General features: G+C 50.3%; 15 protein-coding genes. 7 read left to right on the plus strand and 8 right to left on the minus strand.

The genetic code is table 11. The features are described from left to right. Positions 1 to 93: 93 nt before the first annotated feature. From VN12_RS22225 to VN12_RS22230, 3 genes are all read right to left on the minus strand, one after another. Positions 94 to 2,610 carry a DEAD/DEAH box helicase gene (locus VN12_RS22225; protein WP_146678853.1) on the minus strand — a complete coding sequence of 839 codons (2,517 nt, stop codon included), beginning with the start codon at positions 2,608 to 2,610 and terminating at the stop codon, positions 94 to 96. A gap of 133 nt (positions 2,611 to 2,743) precedes the next feature. Further along, positions 2,744 to 4,063: a hypothetical protein gene (locus VN12_RS26505; protein WP_315850193.1), complete on the minus strand. Its 1,320-nt coding sequence runs from the start codon at positions 4,061 to 4,063 to the stop codon at positions 2,744 to 2,746. After that, positions 4,009 to 6,060, minus strand: a complete 2,052-nt coding sequence (locus VN12_RS22230; protein ID WP_146678854.1) for an argonaute/piwi family protein — start codon at positions 6,058 to 6,060, stop codon at positions 4,009 to 4,011. Before VN12_RS22230 ends, VN12_RS26505 begins: the two co-directional genes overlap by 55 nt. Before the next feature lie 851 nt (positions 6,061 to 6,911). On the opposite strand from VN12_RS22230, the gene VN12_RS26000 reads away from it, so the two are divergent. The 3 genes from VN12_RS26000 to VN12_RS26010 all read left to right on the plus strand — a co-directional run bounded on the left by VN12_RS26000 (position 6,912) and on the right by VN12_RS26010 (position 7,785). Further along, positions 6,912 to 7,064, plus strand: a complete 153-nt coding sequence (locus tag VN12_RS26000) for a hypothetical protein (RefSeq protein WP_168164578.1) — start codon at positions 6,912 to 6,914, stop codon at positions 7,062 to 7,064. A 203-nt stretch (positions 7,065 to 7,267) separates the two neighbouring features. Then, positions 7,268 to 7,420 carry a hypothetical protein gene (locus VN12_RS26005; protein WP_168164579.1) on the plus strand — a complete coding sequence of 51 codons (153 nt, stop codon included), beginning with the start codon at positions 7,268 to 7,270 and terminating at the stop codon, positions 7,418 to 7,420. A gap of 215 nt (positions 7,421 to 7,635) precedes the next feature. Continuing rightward, positions 7,636 to 7,785 (plus strand): hypothetical protein, encoded by a 150-nt coding sequence (locus VN12_RS26010; RefSeq protein WP_168164580.1) that lies wholly within the window; start codon positions 7,636 to 7,638, stop codon positions 7,783 to 7,785. A 346-nt stretch (positions 7,786 to 8,131) separates the two neighbouring features. Here VN12_RS26010 and VN12_RS22235 read toward each other — a convergent pair whose 3' ends face one another. The 5 genes from VN12_RS22235 to VN12_RS22255 all read right to left on the minus strand — a co-directional run bounded on the left by VN12_RS22235 (position 8,132) and on the right by VN12_RS22255 (position 12,905). After that, positions 8,132 to 9,076, minus strand: a complete 945-nt coding sequence (locus tag VN12_RS22235; protein WP_205855120.1) for an aminotransferase class V-fold PLP-dependent enzyme — start codon at positions 9,074 to 9,076, stop codon at positions 8,132 to 8,134. 322 nt (positions 9,077 to 9,398) lie between these two features. Continuing rightward, positions 9,399 to 10,226 (minus strand): hypothetical protein, encoded by an 828-nt coding sequence (locus VN12_RS22240; protein ID WP_146678856.1) that lies wholly within the window; start codon positions 10,224 to 10,226, stop codon positions 9,399 to 9,401. Between the two features lie 442 nt (positions 10,227 to 10,668). Next, positions 10,669 to 11,169, minus strand: coding sequence for a hypothetical protein (locus VN12_RS22245; RefSeq protein WP_146678857.1), 501 nt, complete (start codon positions 11,167 to 11,169; stop codon positions 10,669 to 10,671). A gap of 5 nt (positions 11,170 to 11,174) precedes the next feature. Then, positions 11,175 to 12,086, minus strand: coding sequence for a ParB/RepB/Spo0J family partition protein (locus VN12_RS22250; RefSeq protein ID WP_146678858.1), 912 nt, complete (start codon positions 12,084 to 12,086; stop codon positions 11,175 to 11,177). Positions 12,087 to 12,092: 6 nt separating this feature from the next. Further along, complete coding sequence (locus tag VN12_RS22255; RefSeq protein ID WP_146678859.1) at positions 12,093 to 12,905, minus strand: ParA family protein; 813 nt, start codon at positions 12,903 to 12,905, stop codon at positions 12,093 to 12,095. Between the two features lie 932 nt (positions 12,906 to 13,837). On the opposite strand from VN12_RS22255, the gene VN12_RS22260 reads away from it, so the two are divergent. The 4 genes from VN12_RS22260 (at position 13,838) to VN12_RS22275 (ending at position 19,681) form a co-directional block, all read left to right on the plus strand. Next, entirely contained in the window at positions 13,838 to 15,115 is a 1,278-nt protein-coding gene (locus tag VN12_RS22260; protein WP_146678860.1) for a hypothetical protein, read from the plus strand. 1,997 nt (positions 15,116 to 17,112) lie between these two features. Continuing rightward, entirely contained in the window at positions 17,113 to 17,820 is a 708-nt protein-coding gene (locus tag VN12_RS22265; RefSeq protein ID WP_146678861.1) for a hypothetical protein, read from the plus strand. 92 nt (positions 17,821 to 17,912) lie between these two features. Then, positions 17,913 to 18,137 (plus strand): helix-turn-helix domain-containing protein, encoded by a 225-nt coding sequence (locus tag VN12_RS22270; RefSeq protein WP_146678862.1) that lies wholly within the window; start codon positions 17,913 to 17,915, stop codon positions 18,135 to 18,137. Further along, on the plus strand, positions 18,134 to 19,681 hold the full coding sequence (locus VN12_RS22275; RefSeq protein WP_146678863.1) for a hypothetical protein: 1,548 nt from the start codon (positions 18,134 to 18,136) through the stop codon (positions 19,679 to 19,681). Before VN12_RS22270 ends, VN12_RS22275 begins: the two co-directional genes overlap by 4 nt. Positions 19,682 to 19,702: the final 21 nt, after the last annotated feature.

Below are 19,702 nucleotides of genomic sequence, written 5' to 3' on the forward strand. Positions count from 1 at the left end.
AAGGGGCCAACGTGTCACGTCCTGTTTCATCCGAAATGAGAAAAAATATAGCTAAAACATTCGACCTATGACTGGGATAATGGTTAGACAAAACTATTTCTTCGTCGGGACACTGTACGAAGATCTAATACTCCCGGCATCGAGTCGATGGCTCGCAAGCAAACTTCCGATTTCCCCAGCGGTCCAGGATTCGGGAGCTTTGGCAGACAATGCAGCTGCGAAGGCACGCAATCGAGCGTGGAGTTCTTCCAATTTAGTTAAGGTCATTACTTCCATGCTTGCTGGAGGATACGCTGAGTCCGACAACTTGGACGTCGGGTGTATCATCAGCAAAACGACCGGTGTATCCTTGCCGTACTCCTTGATGAACCAGTTGAGGCTATTTGACATCTGCTCAGCTTCATTTTGGTAAATCTCCTTCCTATCAAGTTCGACCTCGTTCTTGATTTCCGTTAGAAGGAAGCGATTATCAGGCATCGCCCACAACGCGTCTGGTCCCTTGCCCAGTTCTTCCTCCGGGCGTTCGCTGGCAAAGCCAAGAATTTTTCCGAGGTGCTTCCATGCCTCCTCGAATCGCGAATGATTGACGCCGAATACGAGACTATTTGTGAGAGAGTCGATTGAAACCGTTATAGCATTCGGGTCCGTGTGTGATTGCACCCAGGAAAGGGTGTTTTGGGCCTGCAGCCCCGTTTTTGCAATTATCTTCTGATAGCGAACTCCAGCTATAGGGCGGAAAAGTAGCCTGTTCCATTGGTGAGCCTTGCGTTGCATTTCTTGAGCCCGGGTCGGATCGGCTAGCTGAATGTATGACGCGGCAATCTGCATGAACCAGCCTTTGTCAGACTCGGCGTCAATATTCCGGAGATCCAGCACCTTTTGAAGGTACTCGCCGGCCTCAATGTAGCTGCCTGAGTGGACCAGAAGCGATGCTTCACGCTCTGCTTCTGCTATGTTCAACTTAACTGGGTCTTGAGTATTTGGAGTCAGCCCAACCATTTTTTTAGCATGGTAAGCCTTCCATCCTGGGTCACGATTGAGGCAACTCTTCATTAAACCTAAAAGCTTTTCGAGGGGCTTGCCTGTTTCGTCCTTCGACTGTTTAACGATCTCTTGGCCAATTATGAACTGCTGTTTCGTTTCAGGTGAGAAGAGATTGAGCCTTTCCTTTACTCCTACGAACTGCACAAGATGCGATCCGCACAATAGAACGACACAGTAATCCTTTCCGGACCTCACACCTCTGCCCAACCCTTGTTCAATATTCTGTGCAACTCGACCGGTAACCAAGGTAGAGTCCGACCGAACCGAAGCGATGTGTTGCTCGTAATATGACTCCCCAGTTGGAACACCGTCGAGGACGAGGAGGCGACAAGCAGTATCGGGCAGATCGATCCCATCATACCGGTTCGCTAAAACAACGAAATTCCCCTGTGTCGTGCGAAGCTTCGCGACAGTTGCTCCGATCTCATCTCCTTGTGGAAGGATCGCACCAGCCTTAGTCCATCTCTCAGCGGCCTTGAATGATGGAACAAGAACAACAACATTGTGACCCTTTGATGCTACTGACTTACAAAGCGAAGGAATTTGAGCTTCCAAGGAGTTGTCGATCAGACTTGGAGCCAGAACCATACGCTCACCGATGTCACCAACAAGAGGAGGGCGGATTGGCGACGCCGCAGCCGCTTTCGCGATTCCAAATTCCTTTAGTAAGATAGAATCGTCGATCAGTGTCGCAGATAGGAAGAAACGGCGTTTAGCTTTCGAAAAACTTGGTACGGATTCGATGGGTACTATATGAGGTGTTATTTCCAATTTCCTACCAGAAATGAAGCAGTGGCAGGTATAAAGGTTGTCCTTAATCAAGTCCCAGGCGAACGCCAGAGACGAATCTTCGCGGTGCTTGGCAAGAATCTTAGCAACGTCCTGTTGAAGGTCCATCCAAGCCCAATAAGGAACGGGCATGGTTGTCCATGGATATCCTTGCTCAATCTCAGCAACTTTGCTGGAAGACTGTTCATTAAGGACAGACCTGAACAATCCAAAAATCTTGTTGTAACCCAATGTTCCGGCCTCCAGCGTGACGGTAACTGTTTCGCGGGCAAGAGATAGGCAACTGTGCGCATCGTCAACAAGAACGCCGCCAATCGTGACGGGCTGTCGATTGGAACCAGGGATGCCAAAAACCGATCGGCCGTTGAACAACTTCTTGAAGGTGGTTACGTAGATTGCTTCGCTGTTGAGGAATTCGTGCGGTAACTCAGTCGATGCGCCGTCGGATACAGCGGTAATACCTATTTCATGGGCTGTCTGACATACTTGATCCACAAGTTGCTTGTTGGGACAAAGGTAAAGGGCTGGTCCAATTTCCTCGTTCAATAACGATTGGAGCATCAACAGGCCCACAAGAGTCTTTCCGGATCCCGTGTTCATTTTGATGACGATGTCTCGTTCGTGACGGCGAGAATGCCAAGCCTTCAGTACTTCGCCTTGGACATCGCGAAGATAATCAAACTTCGTGTCTGACCTAGGTAAAGAATGGAAAATGTCTGAAGGAACTACAGGAACTGGTGAGACGTCCTCACTAAGCAACTTGCTAAAATTGACCATGCTTTGCCTTCTAAACTTCGTTAGATCAAAAAAATAATTCTACTCTACATCGGATAGAGTAGCTGTCGTCCAGGTTCGGGGGCCAATTTACCGAATTGAGAACTCGCTTTCCAATTCGCGACTAATTCACCGATTATGCACTTTTGTCCGAAATTTCTCCTGTATTGATGTTTGATTCGCAAGCTTCAAATGTCACCATACTCCCGGGTTTTGAAACAATAATCGCATCAGCGACACCGCTAATCTGTCGAAGTCCTTGGATCATCTCCTCGTGATATTCGGTACGCCGTGAGTCATCCCAGATGAAGGAAATCAGCTTGTCGTACTTCGAGCCTGGTACGAGGTAGAGACTTGCATCCTGCGCTATCTGCTCAACCATTTTCTTGGGCGGATCGCTCGAGCGCATAAACTTGGCTTCAACGATCAGACGAAGGGAAGGCAAGCCAATGTCTGCCCTCGGTTGAACTGGACCGACCTTCGGCGTTGAGTCTTCATCGACAAGGTTAGGGTGCAAGGGGGCCAAAACTAGCCAAAGCATATTCTGAACGTGGTATTCATTTTCAATATGCCATTGCCTAGCAGCTGGTGCTGTTCGGGTCCGAGGATTGCTTTCCCAAGTCCATTTTTTCAAGCCTGATGGGATTCGTCGAAGCACCTCGGCGACATCTGTGGCGTTCACGGCATGGATATCACATGTTGGACGCTCTCGCTTGATCCAATCCAATGCGGCAAGTCGGATGGCCGCACGAGCATTTCCGATTCCCGTTATCGACGAACTGCGAACGAAGTCAAGTACAAGTTGTTCGTCTTCGGAGCTGATCGCTCCGATTCCACGAGAACTAAGTGCTACCCGAACAGCGGCAGCCTCTTGGCAATCAACACACCTTCGGTTCCAACTCGCAGCTGTTTGTTTGGCGATACAGTCGAGAAGCCAATCTTGCCATGATTCGAGCCCCAAACCTTCAGCAGTTGCCTCGCGACACTTGCGAAGCCAATTACATGTATTTTTCCAGATTGCATCGTCGCCGGTCGCTTTAGCTCCAAGAACTAAGGATCCAAGCGCCACGCCGTTCATACAGAAACCCATCGGCGTTCCCGCAACAACGGGCTCTCTATTTATCGTCACATTTAAGCCAGCGACTAGGGCTTCTCTTTCTTGGGGAGAAAGCGCGCGAACCTGTGCTGCCAGTCCGAGGACAGCGACGTGGGCGAAGCTCCTCTCGGCTCCGGCGACGTTAACCGCATCAGATACTGCTCTTTCTATGCTTACTCCAGGAATAGCATTGGGACAGAGCCAAGCTACAAACGCCTCATGCAGATCGCTGCGTCCTGCAACCGTTGCGATCTCGCGAGTTAGCGTTTGACGTGCATCTTCAATCAGGATGGTGTGAACGCTACTCATAGAAACCATCTTCCTTCTCCGATCCGCCCGACCAGATGAATGGGATTCCATTGCGGCACAGTGGAAAGATTTCCTAGAAGTCGTGCGATCAACTCCGAATACTGGATCGTTACTGGAAGTGGCGAAGGGAAATAACTTCGCCATGAATGACACGCAAACGTGTTAACTTGACGGGTGAGGTAGGTCATGTCGTTAAACGTAGATCCTCGACCCAACCGCAATATGACGGGACGAGGCATTCCGTCTGATACCTGTTTAACATCCTTCGGCCCGGTAAGAGTCATTAAGATCTCGTGTCCGGATAATCGTAAGAAGCGTCCCCGCTCCGGCGCATAGACTCCTTTCATACCATTCTTGCCATCGTACGCAGGTTCACCTTCTTGGGATTGGTCGAACAACAGTAAGGGATGCTCCTCAACGACATGTAAAAATGCGTACTCGACGTCGTAATCACCAAGGCTTGCAATGAGTGCTTTGACTGCTTCTTCCTCAGCTTCCTTTAGCGGCTTGAAGGCGTGAAATACGAGTCGAACGTGTTCCTTTGGCTGCCATCCCATGTTCTTGGAAAGTCGCTCGATCGTATTTTTCAACGATACCAGCAATTCATCTGCGTAGTCCTCGAATCGTACAGCCCTGGACAGTGTTGAGAGACAGTAGTTGCCATCTCCACTGAAAACTGTGGTTATCCCGACAACACGCTGAGTCTCGCCGAGCCTGCCCTCAGTGATTTGCGCACTACCCATGCCGACCACGAGTTCGTGTGCAATTGGCAGATGTGCCCTCACAAGCCATGGGACACCTCCAAGTTTAGCGTAAGTCGCGAGCGCCATATTGTTCAGTACATATTGCAACCTGCTGTCGGGAATTTCTGTTGTCTCGATCTCAAACTCCTGGACCGGAATCTGAAGACTCATGAATTCCGCTTTGGTGACTAGATAGGGGCTATTGCTACCCCGCAGTTCGTGAAATCGCTCTTCGGTCTCTACAAGAGCTAGGTCGTATCGGAAGTTCTGCTCACTTTGCGCCGCGGCAGCGCGGTACACTGCTTTTTGATAAGCATGGGCAGTAGGTCCATCACTCTCGTAAAAGTCTGTCGTAGCATCCTCAAGCGCGTACTTTCGAATTAGTCCCTTGGCAAATGGCGATCGATTGGATCCCGGAATGGAGATTCCTCGTAGAAATTTGCGTATAAATTGTTCAACGCGACCCTTGTGATTCCTCTGGCAAACAACACAGATTCTTGGACGTGTTGGAGTAAACGTTGGTGCAGAATACGGGCCAAAATTTTCCATGCCACGATCGTGCCATGTGTCAGTCTTCCCACCAGACGGATCAAAAACATACGCAACCGATGGTGCCTTATCGATGCGAGGAAAATTTCGACCATTGTCTTGCGACAGAAAAGAGCCAGTATGGCATCCAACACCTGGAGCGACTTCCAGTCGACGATCGGAAAAATATTTGCAAGTCGCTCGAAGTCGTTCAAAACGCGATGGACCGGTGTAAAAATTCTCAAGTAAGCCCCGTAATCGTTCGAGCGTGGCACCCGCCAAGTCTCCTAAAGCGTGTCGGACGAGCGGCTCGAACGCTGCCGCTTCGATTTGGACTTCATCAGGAGCGACATTGTCTTCGTTGTCGCGGTGATCGCTCAGAATCAACCTTTCAGCATCAATTCGATCGACACGACCGGCCAATCGGAATCGTGGTTGGATTCGTGAATCAGTCGATAGGACTTGCCGACCTACGTAATAGCCTTGGATATCAAAACCATCAGCGAGAAGTTCTTTACAGGTACGTGAAATCCTTCGCCGAGTGAATACGTTCAGGCAAAGACCCACAAAAGGCTCTTGCTGGTCAAAATGAAAAACTCGCACGTCTGCCTCAAACATCGGGCAAACATTAAGCCAATTCGGACAATCGACACCATCTGGAACCGCTTTCGAGAGAAGGTTTTCCCGTGATTCATCAGCGAGGAACGTAACTGGCCGAAAGTCATACACCTTACGCGGCATGGCGTATAAATGGCTTATTAGAGCGTTTCGCATCATGGAAGCTGCAAGTCCTAGTTCTTGCTTGAACGTAATGTTCTTGAAGCTGTCACCAATGGAAGGAGCATCCGCAACGAAGGCTACCGCCTCAATCTTTGATCCGTTCGTCCTGCGAAACACGTGTGTCGAACCATATTCAGCTCTAAGTGCTGCGAGCTGTTCCGCATTTTCATATGGCAATAGCCCGACGCGGACCTCAGTGTCGTCGAATACAACTCTGGCAATGTTCAGACTAAATTTTGCCGCAGCGTGAGACCTCTGCGATCTAACGGTTTTTGACACGATTACCTTTCTTCAGGGGTAGGATCCGCATAATCACTTGGTCGAGTCCGTCTGCGAATTCGCGTTTCAATGGATCATAAACCGTCGAATGCTACGGCGAAATTCAAAGATACCGACACACGTTAGAAATGGCAAAATCGATTGTCTAGTAGCTCAGGAATCACTTGTCGCGATTTCACGACGATTTTCTATGATTTTGAAGCAGATTGCACGTAGTCGATCCTGAATCAAAACTGCGCCGAATGAATCATCGGCAACTTTTTATTCTCCTATCAGAATCCCAACGTGTTAGCCCTTCTGGTCAAGAATCTTTGCGTTTCAACGGTGCTAAGAGACGCGTTCAAGTGCCACTTCGAGTGCGTGATTCGAGACTGCCTGATCCGGTCCACGTACAATCAGGAAATCAGATTAGCCTGATTCTATCGCACAACCAGTCCAATTAGCTTTTCCCCGGCTAGCGAAAGATAAGGGGACCCCCTCGATTTCCAGCAACGCACTCTAGACGCGAGCGTATTTCGCTCAGGCAATCCTGCCTGGGCGCAATGCGTTACGTAACATGGAGATGCGTTATGAAAACCTGGAAAACCTGGTGGTGTGACTTACCAATCGTCGGCAGCAAGGACGAACTCGAGTTCTTGTTGGCACTCATCCAGCATGCTGTTTCGATTTTCCTGATCTACTGCACGATCTGGGGAATCGCAGTGTACTTGTTGCTACTTTAGGTTGTCAGGCTTCCCTTCGGGGAAGCCATTTTGAAATTCGATCGCCATCACGCTCGTCCGACATAACTCTGCTTTTCCCGGCAGGCTAAACATAAGGGAAACCCTTCGTTTTTGAACCGCAATCAGCCACCCAAGCAGCCACCATTCGACACGCCCGCCAATTCCGGCGGGTGTGCAGAGCAGTGACAACCAAGGAGGGCTGAATGCGAAATCGAAGTTATGCGAAGGGACAGAAAAAACCATGGATGAGCGACTACGAGCGTAGATATTTGCGGCAAGCATTGGCACAGGGAACACTTATCCTGATGTTTTTCTTCGTCGTGATGCTCCTCGCGTTTGTTTCGCTTCACCGATAGGTTTTTTGGTTCCCGCAAGGGGACCTTTTTGATCCAACTCCCGAATCGGTTCACGCCGAATCGGTCCGACTCAACTAGCTTTTCCTCGGCTAGAGAAACATACGAGGAACTCCTCACTCCGAAACCCTTCTCGACTCCATCACCAACGGGCTTCCGAATGGCTGGCTGCAAGCCAGTCATCAGGCAGTCATACCTGGTAACAATGGAGAAATGAGATGAACGCTCAGAGAAGGGCACAACAGATTGAGAAGTGGCATGAACATCAAATCAGAAAACATCAGCTAGCAGCGTTTAAGCGACTCTACTGGCAGCTTCTACTTTTCTTGGTCGTTTACACGATTGCGATCGTAGAGATGATCAGCTGACTTGCCATTCATGCCCGGCCCCGCAAGGGGCCTTTTTCGTTTTAGCGCTATGGCGTTTGCTAATCAACGGTGACGAGGATTGGAACCCAGAGAAACTGATGCTTCTTCGAGCAAGCGAAGTGCCCGTCGTCGATTTCCCGACAACAGTTCCTTCAACACTCTTGTGGCATCGTTTGTGTCAAGAATTGCCCAGAAGGGGACACTGGCAGTTCCCGACTCGTTGCTGTCGGGCTGAATGCGACCGTTGTCCTGCTGTAGAGAACGAAGTCCGCTTGCGTCGATGATTCCTGCGAAGGCTTGTAACATTCCCAAGCGTTTAGCACAGTTCTCGCGAATCAGTAAAGTTCTATCTGCAAGAATAATGCAAATGATGCGGCACGCCGTTGAATCCCAAGACAAGTTGATCGAGTTCGTCGCCAATCAGAGCGGATGTGGGCTCGGATACGCGAACCAATCCCTTGTCGTAAGCACTGACCACCAATCCACTGCGAAAGAATCGGCTTCGAATAACTTCCGCTGGTAGCTTTCTCACGCTTGCAGTGCCCGCCTTGAACACTGAGGCTTTGCTTTCCATGTCCGATGCTGTGGCAAGCCGTGTCCAACCATGGAGCGACTCGTAAGAGTCGATTGTGGTTCGGGCATCGGTGTTTGGGATATCGATCCGTGCCAAGGCGTCGATACAAGCTGCATTGACGTTGAAAAGGGGAGCGATAGAAACCGTTTCGCCGAATCGATTGAATCGACCGGTCTCAAGTTCCATGGTGAATCGGAGGAGCGGATCTTCGAGGTATCCCATCCTTGTCCAACGCTCCAGGGTGGAATGGACATAACTCCCGTTCTGCCGCATGCAGTAGAATCCCACGCCCATCGGGGAATAGGCTCGGAGCCACTTTTGAGTACTCGCAATAAGTAAGTCGCAGTAGCATTCACTCAGCTCCAAGGGGATCTGACCCAGTGCTTGAGCACCATCAACGAGCACAAACCGCAAATCAGCTGATGATTCAATCGCACGAACGATTCTCCGCACAGGTAGCTTCACGCCAAAATTATCGATTAGTGGTAAAAACAGCCCATCGCAGCGAAATGTGTGAAACGCCGCAGTGATTAACTGGACGACTTCACTCGAAGAAACCCCGTCCCGCATTATCTTTTCGCGAAGTGGTATCAGGGAGACCCTGCACGCGGCTGTGTGACTCTGCTGCTGGAGAATTGCTTGATAACCGGGCCAAGACAGGTCGGTGACCAAAACGTTCCTACATGGGCCAGAGAGGAGCTTTGCTCCAAACTGCATCAGCGAGCTTGATCGAGAGGCGAGGGCAACCTCAACTTGCTCGTTTGCTTGGGATAGGCTTCTCAAATTCGCCTTCAGACCAGCGATGCCTTGCCACTCAGAGAGCCCTTCAAATTGCTCTTGCATCCACTGGGGCCAACTGTCGAAGCCACTTGATAACAGTTTACTCAGGTACAGATCGCCACCGAACTCAGCAGCAAACCGAGAGAAATCTACCGAAGCACGACAGGCCCTTGGCGACATTTGTCCTAGTCGTGCCGTATCGAGGTACAACGGCTTCAACACGACTGCAAAAACCTCCACTACCCCGATCGTAGTGGGATCAATGCTTCTGATCCAGTAGCTCCGCGTAAGAAACTGAGTAAACCGTCAGTCGACTCCACTGGGCTTCAGCCTGGCGAAGTTTTGCGAAATCGAAACTCAGAACGAATCGAATGGTCCGGCCAGCTGGGTCGGCAAGCTGTATTCCAACTGCTCGGTTTCCGTAGATCCCAAAGTCATTCAACAGATCTGTCTCCGTACCTACATCAGACTCCCGGAGCAATCTCAAGCGAATGCCATGGCGATGCTGCTCATCAAGCCATGAGTGAATTGGCTCAATTGGGAACAAGGCCTCCTCTGGCCAAAGATGGTCGGCGATGATTGCAATGCGTTCGATGCTCACGATCCTTGCATCCTGCAATTCCAGATTGAGCTTGGTGCTCTGTTGCCCTGGACCGTCCTGCCAGTAGTGGGCGGATTCGATGTAGGAGACCGATCGATAAAGATGCAAGCCAGGACTGCGGAGCAACTCCTCATAGACAACCCTCCAGCTTTCTGTGGAGGGAAACTCAATTGTCGCAGCTCCCATCAGTTCGCTTTGCTCAATAATTGATTGCAGACGCTGGTGTGCCAGACTGCGAAAGATTGGATCTGTTTGGTCTGCGACTTTCTCCAATGCATCAGCGAGCGCGTTGTGAAGCTGACTAATCTCCCGGTCGCGAGAAAGCCCCAAAAGCATTTTGAGGATTCTTGGTTGCGATTCTGTTGCTCGCAATGCGTGAAGTGTTTGGAGGGTGAATGTGAGTAAGACGCATAGAAGAATCGAAATGTAAGCCGCGACGACGCTAAGAGGAGCGAAAGCGGCCAAGACCAATCCGATTGATGCCAAAGTTAATGCAGTTGGTAATGGTGGCAGCTGTATCGTACTCCGAAATGCTTGACTGGAAGTGATCATCTCCATCGGAATCTCCATCACCTTGTGTCGTGTTCTCTCAGGGACCACGATAATCGCGATGTAGCATGACAAGAGAATACGACTTAGAGCAATGATCTTGCGGTGAAATACTTTAAGCCCGTCATGAGTTGTGACTAACAATTAGTTCGTCATCAGCACACGGTTCTGATGTAGATCAAGACCGAACCCACGCATCTGCATGATACCCGTCAACATCGCAGCGCAAAGAATTTTTGGATTCACGCTCTCCGAGTTGGAACTCAGACTGAATGCGTACCTAAGTCGCTTGTGTCGGAGTCTTACAGATAAACCGATTACCACCGATGCCTAGCGAAGCGACATGTTTCGCTCGCTTCGAATTCGAAGTACCCAATCGTCACCGGACAGCTTCTTGAATCGATGGTGCTCCGGCTTTCAGACGTCGCAACACAAGCTCAACATCCGCTTTGGAATACAAATGACGTAAGATTACAATCTCATTCCCTTGGGAATCGACCACACGGTACCTATTGAACGAACCTACTTTCCACCACCGGTCAGTGATATCTGTGCGCTGCGAATCAATCGAAGAGATCAGGATCGATTGGCGTTGCGGGACTTTGGTGAGCGAAATGATTGATGGTCCCGAGATATTCTCAGATGAGATGGAAACGGGGACCTGTCTGCATTTCCATGTCATTAAGATCGCAGGTAAGTAAAACAGGCTGGCAACAACCGCACTACTCAAGCTTTCAAGGACGCCTTCGTAAACGTCGGACAATAACAGGCTGCTAAACACTACTGCACACAAGTATTCGACGCCTAAGGCAAAGAATAATTTAACCGGCAGCGGATGTAGAAAACGTTCGCTATCAGCTTTTCCGTTGCCTCCGTTCAAAGCGTTTATCCTAGCTGCACGTTGTTCTCGATTCGAAGTCGCACTTCATCGAGAGCTTGCTGCAATGCTTGCTCCACTTCGTGATAGTTGGCTTTGCGTGCCGCCGAAACGGTGATCTTCCAACCATCTTCCAGAACGAAGGTCTGCTTCACACCTCGCTGCTTCTTAGTGGTACTGCCTGCACGCATCCGAACCTGCTTTTGCACCGAGTCGATCGAGGGCTGCACCTGATCCGATGGTCCTACAGTAACGGCGGCACGTTGTTGTTCTTCGGACTCAAGTTTCGAGGCCTCATAGGCCGCACGTGCTGAAATTTCTCCAGCATCGATGCGTTCGCGAATGTCCGAAGGCAGTTTTAGCAAGGCGAGGGAACGCGCGATCTTTGGCTGGCTTACTCGTATCGCCTCGGAAAGCTCCTTAGCGGTCCAGCCATTGAGTTTCATCAGATCATCAAACGCCGTTGCCTCTTCAATTGGCTTGAGGTCAGCTCGAAGTAAGTTCTCGATCAACTGTTGTTCGAGAATGTCTGTTTTGGTCAGCTCGCCTTCTTGGAAGTAACACTCTGCGGTGGTTAGTCCTGCTAGCTTGATTGCTCGGAAGCGACGTTCACCGGAGATTATGATCCATTTGCCATGCGTTTCAGACCATCGAACTCGAATGGGGTGCAATTGCCCCTTATCCAGGATGCTCTTGGAAAGGTGCTCAATCTCTTGCTCATCGAACTCCGTTCTCGGCTGGTCGGGATCGGGGATGAGGATTTCAATCGCAAGTGTTCCGAACGTGCGAAGAGCGCGTCTCCCAACATCCTTGGCATTTGGAACAGGGCTCAACTGAGGACGAGAATCGTTGGCACGAACTCCCATCGATTCATCGAGCTGGGGTTTGATTCGTTCTAAGATGTTTCGTGTGCTTGTCATAACTACCTACGCCACCGTTCTCTTCTTCGCTTTCTGTGCAATTCGCCCCATGATCTCGCCGACCAATTCTCGCATCGTCACCGCCGCAGCCGATTTGGAACTGTAAAACTCCACTGGCTGCCGACATGCCAATGCAACTTTGAATGCGGAAGCTTCTGGCACGATCGTGTCTAGCACCATCTCTCGATAGAGTTCTCGCAATCGCTCCTCGTAGGAACGATGAACGAGGAGCCGTTTGTCATACCTTGTTACTAGATGTCCCAAGCGGCGAAGTGATGGATTCAGCTGGCGTGCGTTATCGATGGCTTGATGCACGGCACGCAGGCCTTGGGTTCCGAAGTCTTCAGGAGGAACTTGAATCACAACGTAGTTCGCTGCAATCATCGAGTTCCAACTGCATTGATAGAGATTTGGTGGGCAGTCGATCATCACGATGTCGTATGCGTCCTGCTGCTCAAGGAATTCACGGACGACGAATTGAGTCATGCCTGCGGTTGCAGGCTTTGGAGCGTTGAAGTCGGCGAGGTGTTGGTTCGCAGGAACGATCGAGATCTTCTCAAATCCTGTTGGGCGGATGAGCAACTGCTGATCGAGGAAGAAGCAGTTCTCATCGAACAATGCGGCAAGTGTTTCGCTTGCTGGTAACTGTTCCACGAAATCAGATCCGAGAAAGCCCTGGCTAAGTGATCCTTGTGGATCGGCGTCAACGAGCAGAACCGAATAGCCAAGTGCTGCGTACGCACCTGCTAGATGGAAGCATGTCGAACTCTTGCCGCAGCCGCCTTTCTGATTGATGAGACAAAGTGTGATTGCTGCCATGGGACCTCACGTGACTACAGGCAACAATTTGATTTCCAATGGAAATTCCTTCTAAGTTGCCGAAATCATTTCCGTTACGGTGACACATAGCGGATAAGCGGTCAAATACAAGCGTCGAGTTCAGTGGTTCGTCAGTTGGTAAGAGTCGATGGTCTGTATCGACATACTTTTCTGCAATGATCAGTCCTAGAGAAACCTCGTCAGCATTTGGCACGGTTACAGCAAAGGATGTGACTCCATTTGTACCTATGGACATCGGATCGGCCTTTCATAAAGCACTCATCGAGAAGACAGGGACCACCGAGAGATTTCGTCCCTCGGTGATCCCTGCTCAGTGGATATGCCCGTTTCCACCCATTGATTGGAATGCCTCGCACGCCAAAACCTATTTTCGTCCTCACTCGTAAATGCAGCCTGCCACCGACAACAGTCACAAGCAAGATTTGCTCATCGATTAACGGCATTACTAAGAAGGCGAACCCCGCCGCCAAACTACTGGGCGTGTCGATTTCCAATGGAAATTCCGCGCAACCCTTTTGAATTATTCGCAAAAAACCGATCCTTAGCTAATAGGGTCTATGGAAATCGGACCAACTACCCGCCACGGATGCTCCCAATGGCCCGGATCGTAGTACGAATGGCCGGTGCTATGTACGTGTCGTTTGCGTCGCATTTTTCCGAGGAAGAATGCTTTGAACTCGATTTGCCAATTTCCAATGGAAATTCCGGCCAAGTCTCTACGAACATTGAGCAATCGGCGTTTCTTAGCTGATAGGGTCCATGATCGCCGTCCTACTACCCTTCATTGCTCTGGTGAAGGATGCTCGTCACGGTTGCCGTCGTACGTAGTTGATTTGACTTGAAAAAGTACGTTTCGAGATCAAACGTTCCGTGCTAGTTCCTTTAACTGGATTAAACCAGGAAAGGGATCCATGGCAGCAAAAAACGCAGCGACAAAGCGAACCACTGGGATCGGCCAACTCTCGCTGGTCGAACACGCCTTGTGTCCACTCGACCCAAAGGTATCCCTGACCGAAAACCTCGTCTTTGACTCCGAGTATTTCTACTACCCCAACTCAGACACCAAGCGTTCTGCTCGCGCTCGAGTGTTCTGCCCACTTGGACTCTCCGCCGCTGATGAGCTTTATCTCTGGGGATTGCTCGCCCTCACCCTACTCCAGCCAAATCCCGAGCCAGAACTCTTCGCAACTCCGCATTGGTGCCTTCGCCAGCTCGGCGTGATCAATCAAACCAACAAACGTGGTGGCCGTCAGTACAAGCAATTTGCCGAAGCCATCCGCCGATTGTCTGCTGTGACCTACATGAACGATGGGTTCTACGATCCGATCCGCGAAGAGCATCGTCGAGTCAGCTTTCGCTTCTTCAGTTACAGCCTGCCGGTGAATCTCGAATCAGGCCGGAGCTGGCGAATCGCCTGGGACCCAATCTTCTTTGAGATGATTCAATCTGCCGCTGGCCACTTCCGATTCGACTTAGCCATCTACCGAGAACTTGATGCAGCCAGTCGACGGTTGTTTCTCTTTGTCAGCAAGGTTCTTCCCCGTCGCTCGCACTTGAACGCCCTTCGGTTGGAACACGTCGCGGTAAACATCCTCGGGTTCAGTTCCTCGGTGGCAACTCGGGATATGAAGGTAAAAGTCTCGAAGTGCCTTCAGAACCTCATCGACCTGCATGTCCTAAGCGAAGCTGAAGTGTTCAAGACCTCCCCTGGCCGCTATTACGTTCGCTTGTCACGAGGTCCCTACTTCGCTCAAAAGTCTCAGCGTGCATACATTGCCGCAGCCGAAGATTCGCCGTTGTTTGAAACACTCCAGATCATCGGATTCGAGGAAGCTGCTGCCGCGAGATTAATCGCCAAGTTCCCTCCCCGACTCCTTGCGGAATGGGCTGACATTACCCAAGCAGCCATCGAGCGATTCGGTGTTAGCTACTTCCACAAGTCGCCAATGGCTTACCTCGTTGATTCCGTGACTAAGGCAGCACAAGGTACACGAACTTGTCCCGATTGGTGGCAAGATCTTAAACGAGCAGAGCGACAAGAGTTGGAGATGTCTGTCGAGAGCCAGCGAGTCTTCACTCAGATTCGAGCTGAACTCTTCGGTGATGTTTCCGAACCAACAGCACCAGCAAAACGCCGCGAAGGTCCAATTGCAAGCGTCAGCCAGATCCTTCGCAACATCGCATCGTAGCCATTGCTTCACACGCACCTCCAAGCAAGACGTTTCAACACTGCGTTGTGCCTTTCATCGATCCTCAAAACAGTTCCCTCAGAAGCAAATCTCTTTGTCTGTACAAGTACTCTTGTACAAGTACTTTGTACGGAAGCGACGGGAATTCGAAAATAGCCCGAAAAGTCAAGCGTTTCTGGCCTGTTGCAGGAGGAGCGACAACAGATTGTTTTCCAAAAATGCGACGACACCGACACGCCTAACCCTGTGAATAGCGACGCCTCCGACACGCATTGTCAGAATTATTTTGCGATGCGACCGACACAACGACTCGAGAAGTTATCCACACTTTTCTTGATGTGCATGCTGGTAAAACTTCGAGCAAAAATGACCGCATCGTTGCCGAAGTATTACATTATTCTCACATTCCACTTCTTCTCTTGCTGTCCGATGCTCAATGCATAGTGACCGCCAAAGATGCCTCATTTTGGCTTGATCAAGCACGAATCGCGGCAAAATTCCGTTGCCAGATTGTTTCCTTTTGATAACGGAAACTGTAGCAGTTGGGATCGGATCCCCGCTGCGGCTGTTGCTTACGTCAACGCGTTGCTGCGAGCGAACCGCAAAATCGGTTCGTCAGTGGTGGCTGCTGACAGACTTAGACAGACAGTTGCACCCGGTAAAGCTGAGCTTACCACTCAGACTAAGGGAGCAGGAGTTAACCACCTGCTACGCAACTGGCCCGTAGAGCTGGATGCATCGAGAGGTGCTCGTCCAGTTCGACGGAGGCTTTGTTGAGTAATCCGTTTTCCTACTTGCTGACTCTGTAACTCAGCAAGGCAGTCAACGAGCAATCCAACAATTCGATCCGATTTTGGAGTTTCACGCCCGGAGGCAACTCCGAGCGAGGGCGATGCGGAAAGACCTCGGTGCGAAGTGCATTGAGGCTGTCATTACTGAAACAGGTGAGGTGTTCTGATGATTCAGATGCGTAATCCTGTGCAAGGGGCTCGAGGTCTCCGACCTCGTTCAACTTGCCCGGCGTGGGGAGTTCCGAGCTTGGTGACAAGCCGGACCGGGAGAGACGAATCCCGGAGATCGCGAGCAAATCTCGCGACTGCGAATAGCTCAACCATGAAAGGCCTGCGAGGGCTTGCCGGTGAGACTTGTGGAAGACGCTGCCAAGCTGCGAAAGACCTTGGTTGGTGGGTAAGGGGATGCTTCTACGTTCGGTCCCCAGAAATGCTTGTGCAGGCCTCTGTAGGCGCTCTCAAGCGAAACTATGCCGACTCTGACGAGTTGGACATACAACCAACGTCCCTCCCGTTAAACCGGGATAGCGACGTGAGCCACAAGACGACAGTTCTGACTAACGCAGGAAGCTCTGCGGCAACCGGTTGGTTACCGGTGCCTGGTCTTTAGTGTTCACCACCAGAGAGTCAACCAGGTGATTCAAACGCCGTAGAGCGGGAGTGTGGTCTGAGTAGAAAGTCGAGCGGACTTCAATCGGGAGATTGAAGCTCTGTTCGAGCGATGTTTCCTGCAAGGCAGTGGGGACTCGTTAGCGTCGAAACAGGTGGTGCTGTCGGCAATGCTACGACGAAAGGACTGACGGGCAATATGAAGCTGTCTGTGTTCTGTGCGGTCGAGTTCGCATGCGAACTCGGCTGTCCTTGGTCAGGCGCGAGGCGGTTACACAAGACTTGTGCGGGAGCACTAGCCTTCTGTGACGGCGGATCAACGGCGTACGGTCGGAGTGTTTTTTGTCTCCGGCATTGCCGTCGCCTGGTTGTTTATATGGTGGGTTCTATGGATTGGCGGGTCTCTATTGAAGAATGTAGCGCCCCGCCAGAAATTGAGCTTGCCGGTCAAGATTCTGTTGCGATGGTGTGCGTTGGATGAATCCGAACGCGCTGGTTCGCGCCCCCCGTTCTTTAGGGTGAAGGAGGCTTTTGGGAGTTTGTGCCACGAAAACAAACTCCATTTCTAAGAACAGGTGATTTCATTGGAAAGGACTTATGCCCTATCGATCAGTCGCGACCTCAGTCGAGGGATTCATTCAGCAGTTAGCTTGTTCATACCTCCGTCATGGATACTGGTTCTACGTCGTTGGGAAGGTTCCCGAAGACAAAGACCCAGCGGAAGTGGATGCGAAGATCATTCGCAAGTATGGCATCGATGTTTCCGAATCAACGAGGGCCAGAAGAAAGAAGGCAGGCCATGCAAACCTGCAATACATCCGTTACGAGCGAACGTTCGTGATCCTTGCCACCAAAGGGAAGCATCGATTCTTCGCGGAGGAGGCAAAGCAGATCCGAGACATTCGCCATGTGCCGCTCAGGTTTGCGGGCTATGCACTCAGCTACAAACGCGGAGGTAGGACCAAGGAGGGGCTACCCGATCCAAAGTGGCACTCGCATGTCGCCATCGAGCGTCGTCAGTACCTCGAACTCAAGGCGATGTTCGCATCGAATGCTGTAAAGGAAACAGCCACTGGACTTGCTAAGGCGTTCTACCATCTCCCCGTTGTACCATACGCTCCGGTGCGGAGGCAGCTCCTGATGATGCTTCGAGAGGTCAATCGAGTACGCAAAAAGGCAGGGAAAAGCACGCTACCGACCGAGGTTCTTCCGTTGCGGCGAAAAGTCGTGAAGCCTTTTTCGCTTGAGATCTTCGTCGCAGGGCTCAATTTCGAAACGATCGGGAGTGTTGCTGCCTTGTTGTAGCGATACTCTGGGATGGATTACCCGGGATTGTCGGCACCTGAATCGTTTGGTAAGGTTTGAATCTTGCTGTTTTCGGTCAGGAGTACACGACGATGATGCGTAACGAAGGCTTTGTGACAGTGAAGGAAGCAGCGAAGATCTTGGACGTTGCTCCGAACACTGTTCGCGCGTGGGGTGCTGCGGGCACTCTTACAGAGTACCGCCACCCAGCAAACAACTATCGGCTTTATAAACAGTCGGACGTCGAGAAGTTACTCTTGGCGGCGAAGATCCCAATTAGTCGAAAAACAACGCTCAAACATAAAACATCACGATGACTACGGAACCTGAAAGTGAGATCTCATCCGACGCAGGAACAGAAATCAGCGATGGATTGCGTGATCGCTTACTATTTCGCTGCAAACGAATCGAGCTAGAACTGCCAGACTACGGAACCATTGAGATCTTTCCTTATATCTCTTCAGGAGCCATGTCTGCCGCCGCGACGTCGATTGAGGAAGAAACAAACATTCTACGTTCTGTTCTTGAAGCTAGCGTTAATAAAGACAAAGTATCGTCTGATCAGCTTTCCGATAATGACTGGGTAGTAATCGCCAAACATTTTTTGAAGACGTTGGATACAGAAGCGGAATTTGAAAGCCAACTTGAAAAAGGGGCCAATTGTTCTGAAGCGTTTGCGAAGTGTTTTGTTGGATCGTCAATATGGAAGGAAACGGAAGAGAGCTTCGAAGAGTTCCGAAAGTCGATGGAATTGCAAGCCAGTCCCTTCATTGAAGCGGCGCAGTCACTGCAGAAATCGTTCGAACTAATGAATCCAGCAAATTCGATCGGTCTGAGTTTGATTAATATGATTGGTTCGCGCAATCCAATTTGGGATATCACTCAAAGCATCAGTGAACGGAGCACAATCAGGTTACCAAGTTTCGATTTGCTTCATCCCGAGATGGACTTCTTAAGATCGTTTGAAAAACAAGCTGAGGAGATTCGGCGAATCCAAGATGCTCATATCTCAACAATGTTGAATATAGAGCGATTGACCACGATACCATTTTTCGAGAACTACAAGGGTTTCGAAAGTCTGACTGCACTAAATTCCGTCATAGCAGACGCGGTGAAGCATACAGAGGATTCCAACGCTTATTTCTCTTCGCAAGATTATCTATCACCGTTCCAAGTTAGACGGATTTTGCGTTCGAATTCTCTTGATGAAGGTTGGGTTGAGGAAGTCGAGCAGATTGAAACGGCTATCGTTATTGAAGCGTTGCTTAAACAGAGCGTTGTCGATGATGTTGTCCGACCTCGCTTGAAGCAGTTGAAGAAAGCGAAGCGATTAAATGAATTTAGTGACTTGGAGCGTCGTGTCCGCGCGCTTGAAATCGAGAAGGAAGAGGATTTTCACAACTTGCTTACTCGCTTTGCCACTAGGGTTGCGCGTTATGACCATCGCGTGTTCTGGCTAGAGTACGGTTCAAAATTTATTCCTCGCCCCGAGGCGATCGGAAGGTCGTTACTCGGCAACTTTCTCGATGGTAACGCTCGCGGTAGAGCTTTCGTTGGACAAGAAGTTGCTGCAGGTGAGGGTTTTATTGACGTTCACTCGTTCGCGAATGGTAAACACTTCATTGTGGAACTTAAAGTAGTTGGTTGTGGATGGGGAATAGGCAAATCAGACCTTGGTCTTCATCAGTTGGACTATTACGATGCGCGATTCGAAAATGCAGAACTATTTTTGATCGTCTTTGACGGGCGGAAATCAGATAAGGGACGTCAGTTAGAGGATGAGTATGAGATTGCTAACGGAAAAATTGTAAAGGTTATAACAATCCCGATTTACAGTGTTGCACCTACTTCCGCGATGTGATCGAACTGCATGAGGCATTAA

The sequence above is a fragment of the Pirellula sp. SH-Sr6A genome (assembly GCF_001610875.1).
Taxonomy (GTDB): Bacteria; Planctomycetota; Planctomycetia; order Pirellulales; family Pirellulaceae; genus JBKCUI01.

Coding starts and splice junctions, on each gene's coding strand:
- VN12_RS26505 (WP_315850193.1), bottom strand. CDS start 4,063: ATGGAATCCCATTCATCTGGTCGGGCGGATCGGAGAAGGAAGATGGTT.
- VN12_RS22265 (WP_146678861.1), top strand. CDS start 17,113: ATGCCCTATCGATCAGTCGCGACCTCAGTCGAGGGATTCATTCAGCAG.
- VN12_RS22225 (WP_146678853.1), bottom strand. CDS start 2,610: ATGGTCAATTTTAGCAAGTTGCTTAGTGAGGACGTCTCACCAGTTCCT.
- VN12_RS22250 (WP_146678858.1), bottom strand. CDS start 12,086: ATGACAAGCACACGAAACATCTTAGAACGAATCAAACCCCAGCTCGAT.
- VN12_RS26000 (WP_168164578.1), top strand. CDS start 6,912: ATGAAAACCTGGAAAACCTGGTGGTGTGACTTACCAATCGTCGGCAGC.
- VN12_RS22275 (WP_146678863.1), top strand. CDS start 18,134: ATGACTACGGAACCTGAAAGTGAGATCTCATCCGACGCAGGAACAGAA.
- VN12_RS22230 (WP_146678854.1), bottom strand. CDS start 6,060: ATGATGCGAAACGCTCTAATAAGCCATTTATACGCCATGCCGCGTAAG.
- VN12_RS22235 (WP_205855120.1), bottom strand. CDS start 9,076: ATGCAGTTTGGAGCAAAGCTCCTCTCTGGCCCATGTAGGAACGTTTTG.
- VN12_RS26005 (WP_168164579.1), top strand. CDS start 7,268: ATGCGAAATCGAAGTTATGCGAAGGGACAGAAAAAACCATGGATGAGC.
- VN12_RS22255 (WP_146678859.1), bottom strand. CDS start 12,905: ATGGCAGCAATCACACTTTGTCTCATCAATCAGAAAGGCGGCTGCGGC.
- VN12_RS22260 (WP_146678860.1), top strand. CDS start 13,838: ATGGCAGCAAAAAACGCAGCGACAAAGCGAACCACTGGGATCGGCCAA.
- VN12_RS26010 (WP_168164580.1), top strand. CDS start 7,636: ATGAACGCTCAGAGAAGGGCACAACAGATTGAGAAGTGGCATGAACAT.
- VN12_RS22270 (WP_146678862.1), top strand. CDS start 17,913: ATGATGCGTAACGAAGGCTTTGTGACAGTGAAGGAAGCAGCGAAGATC.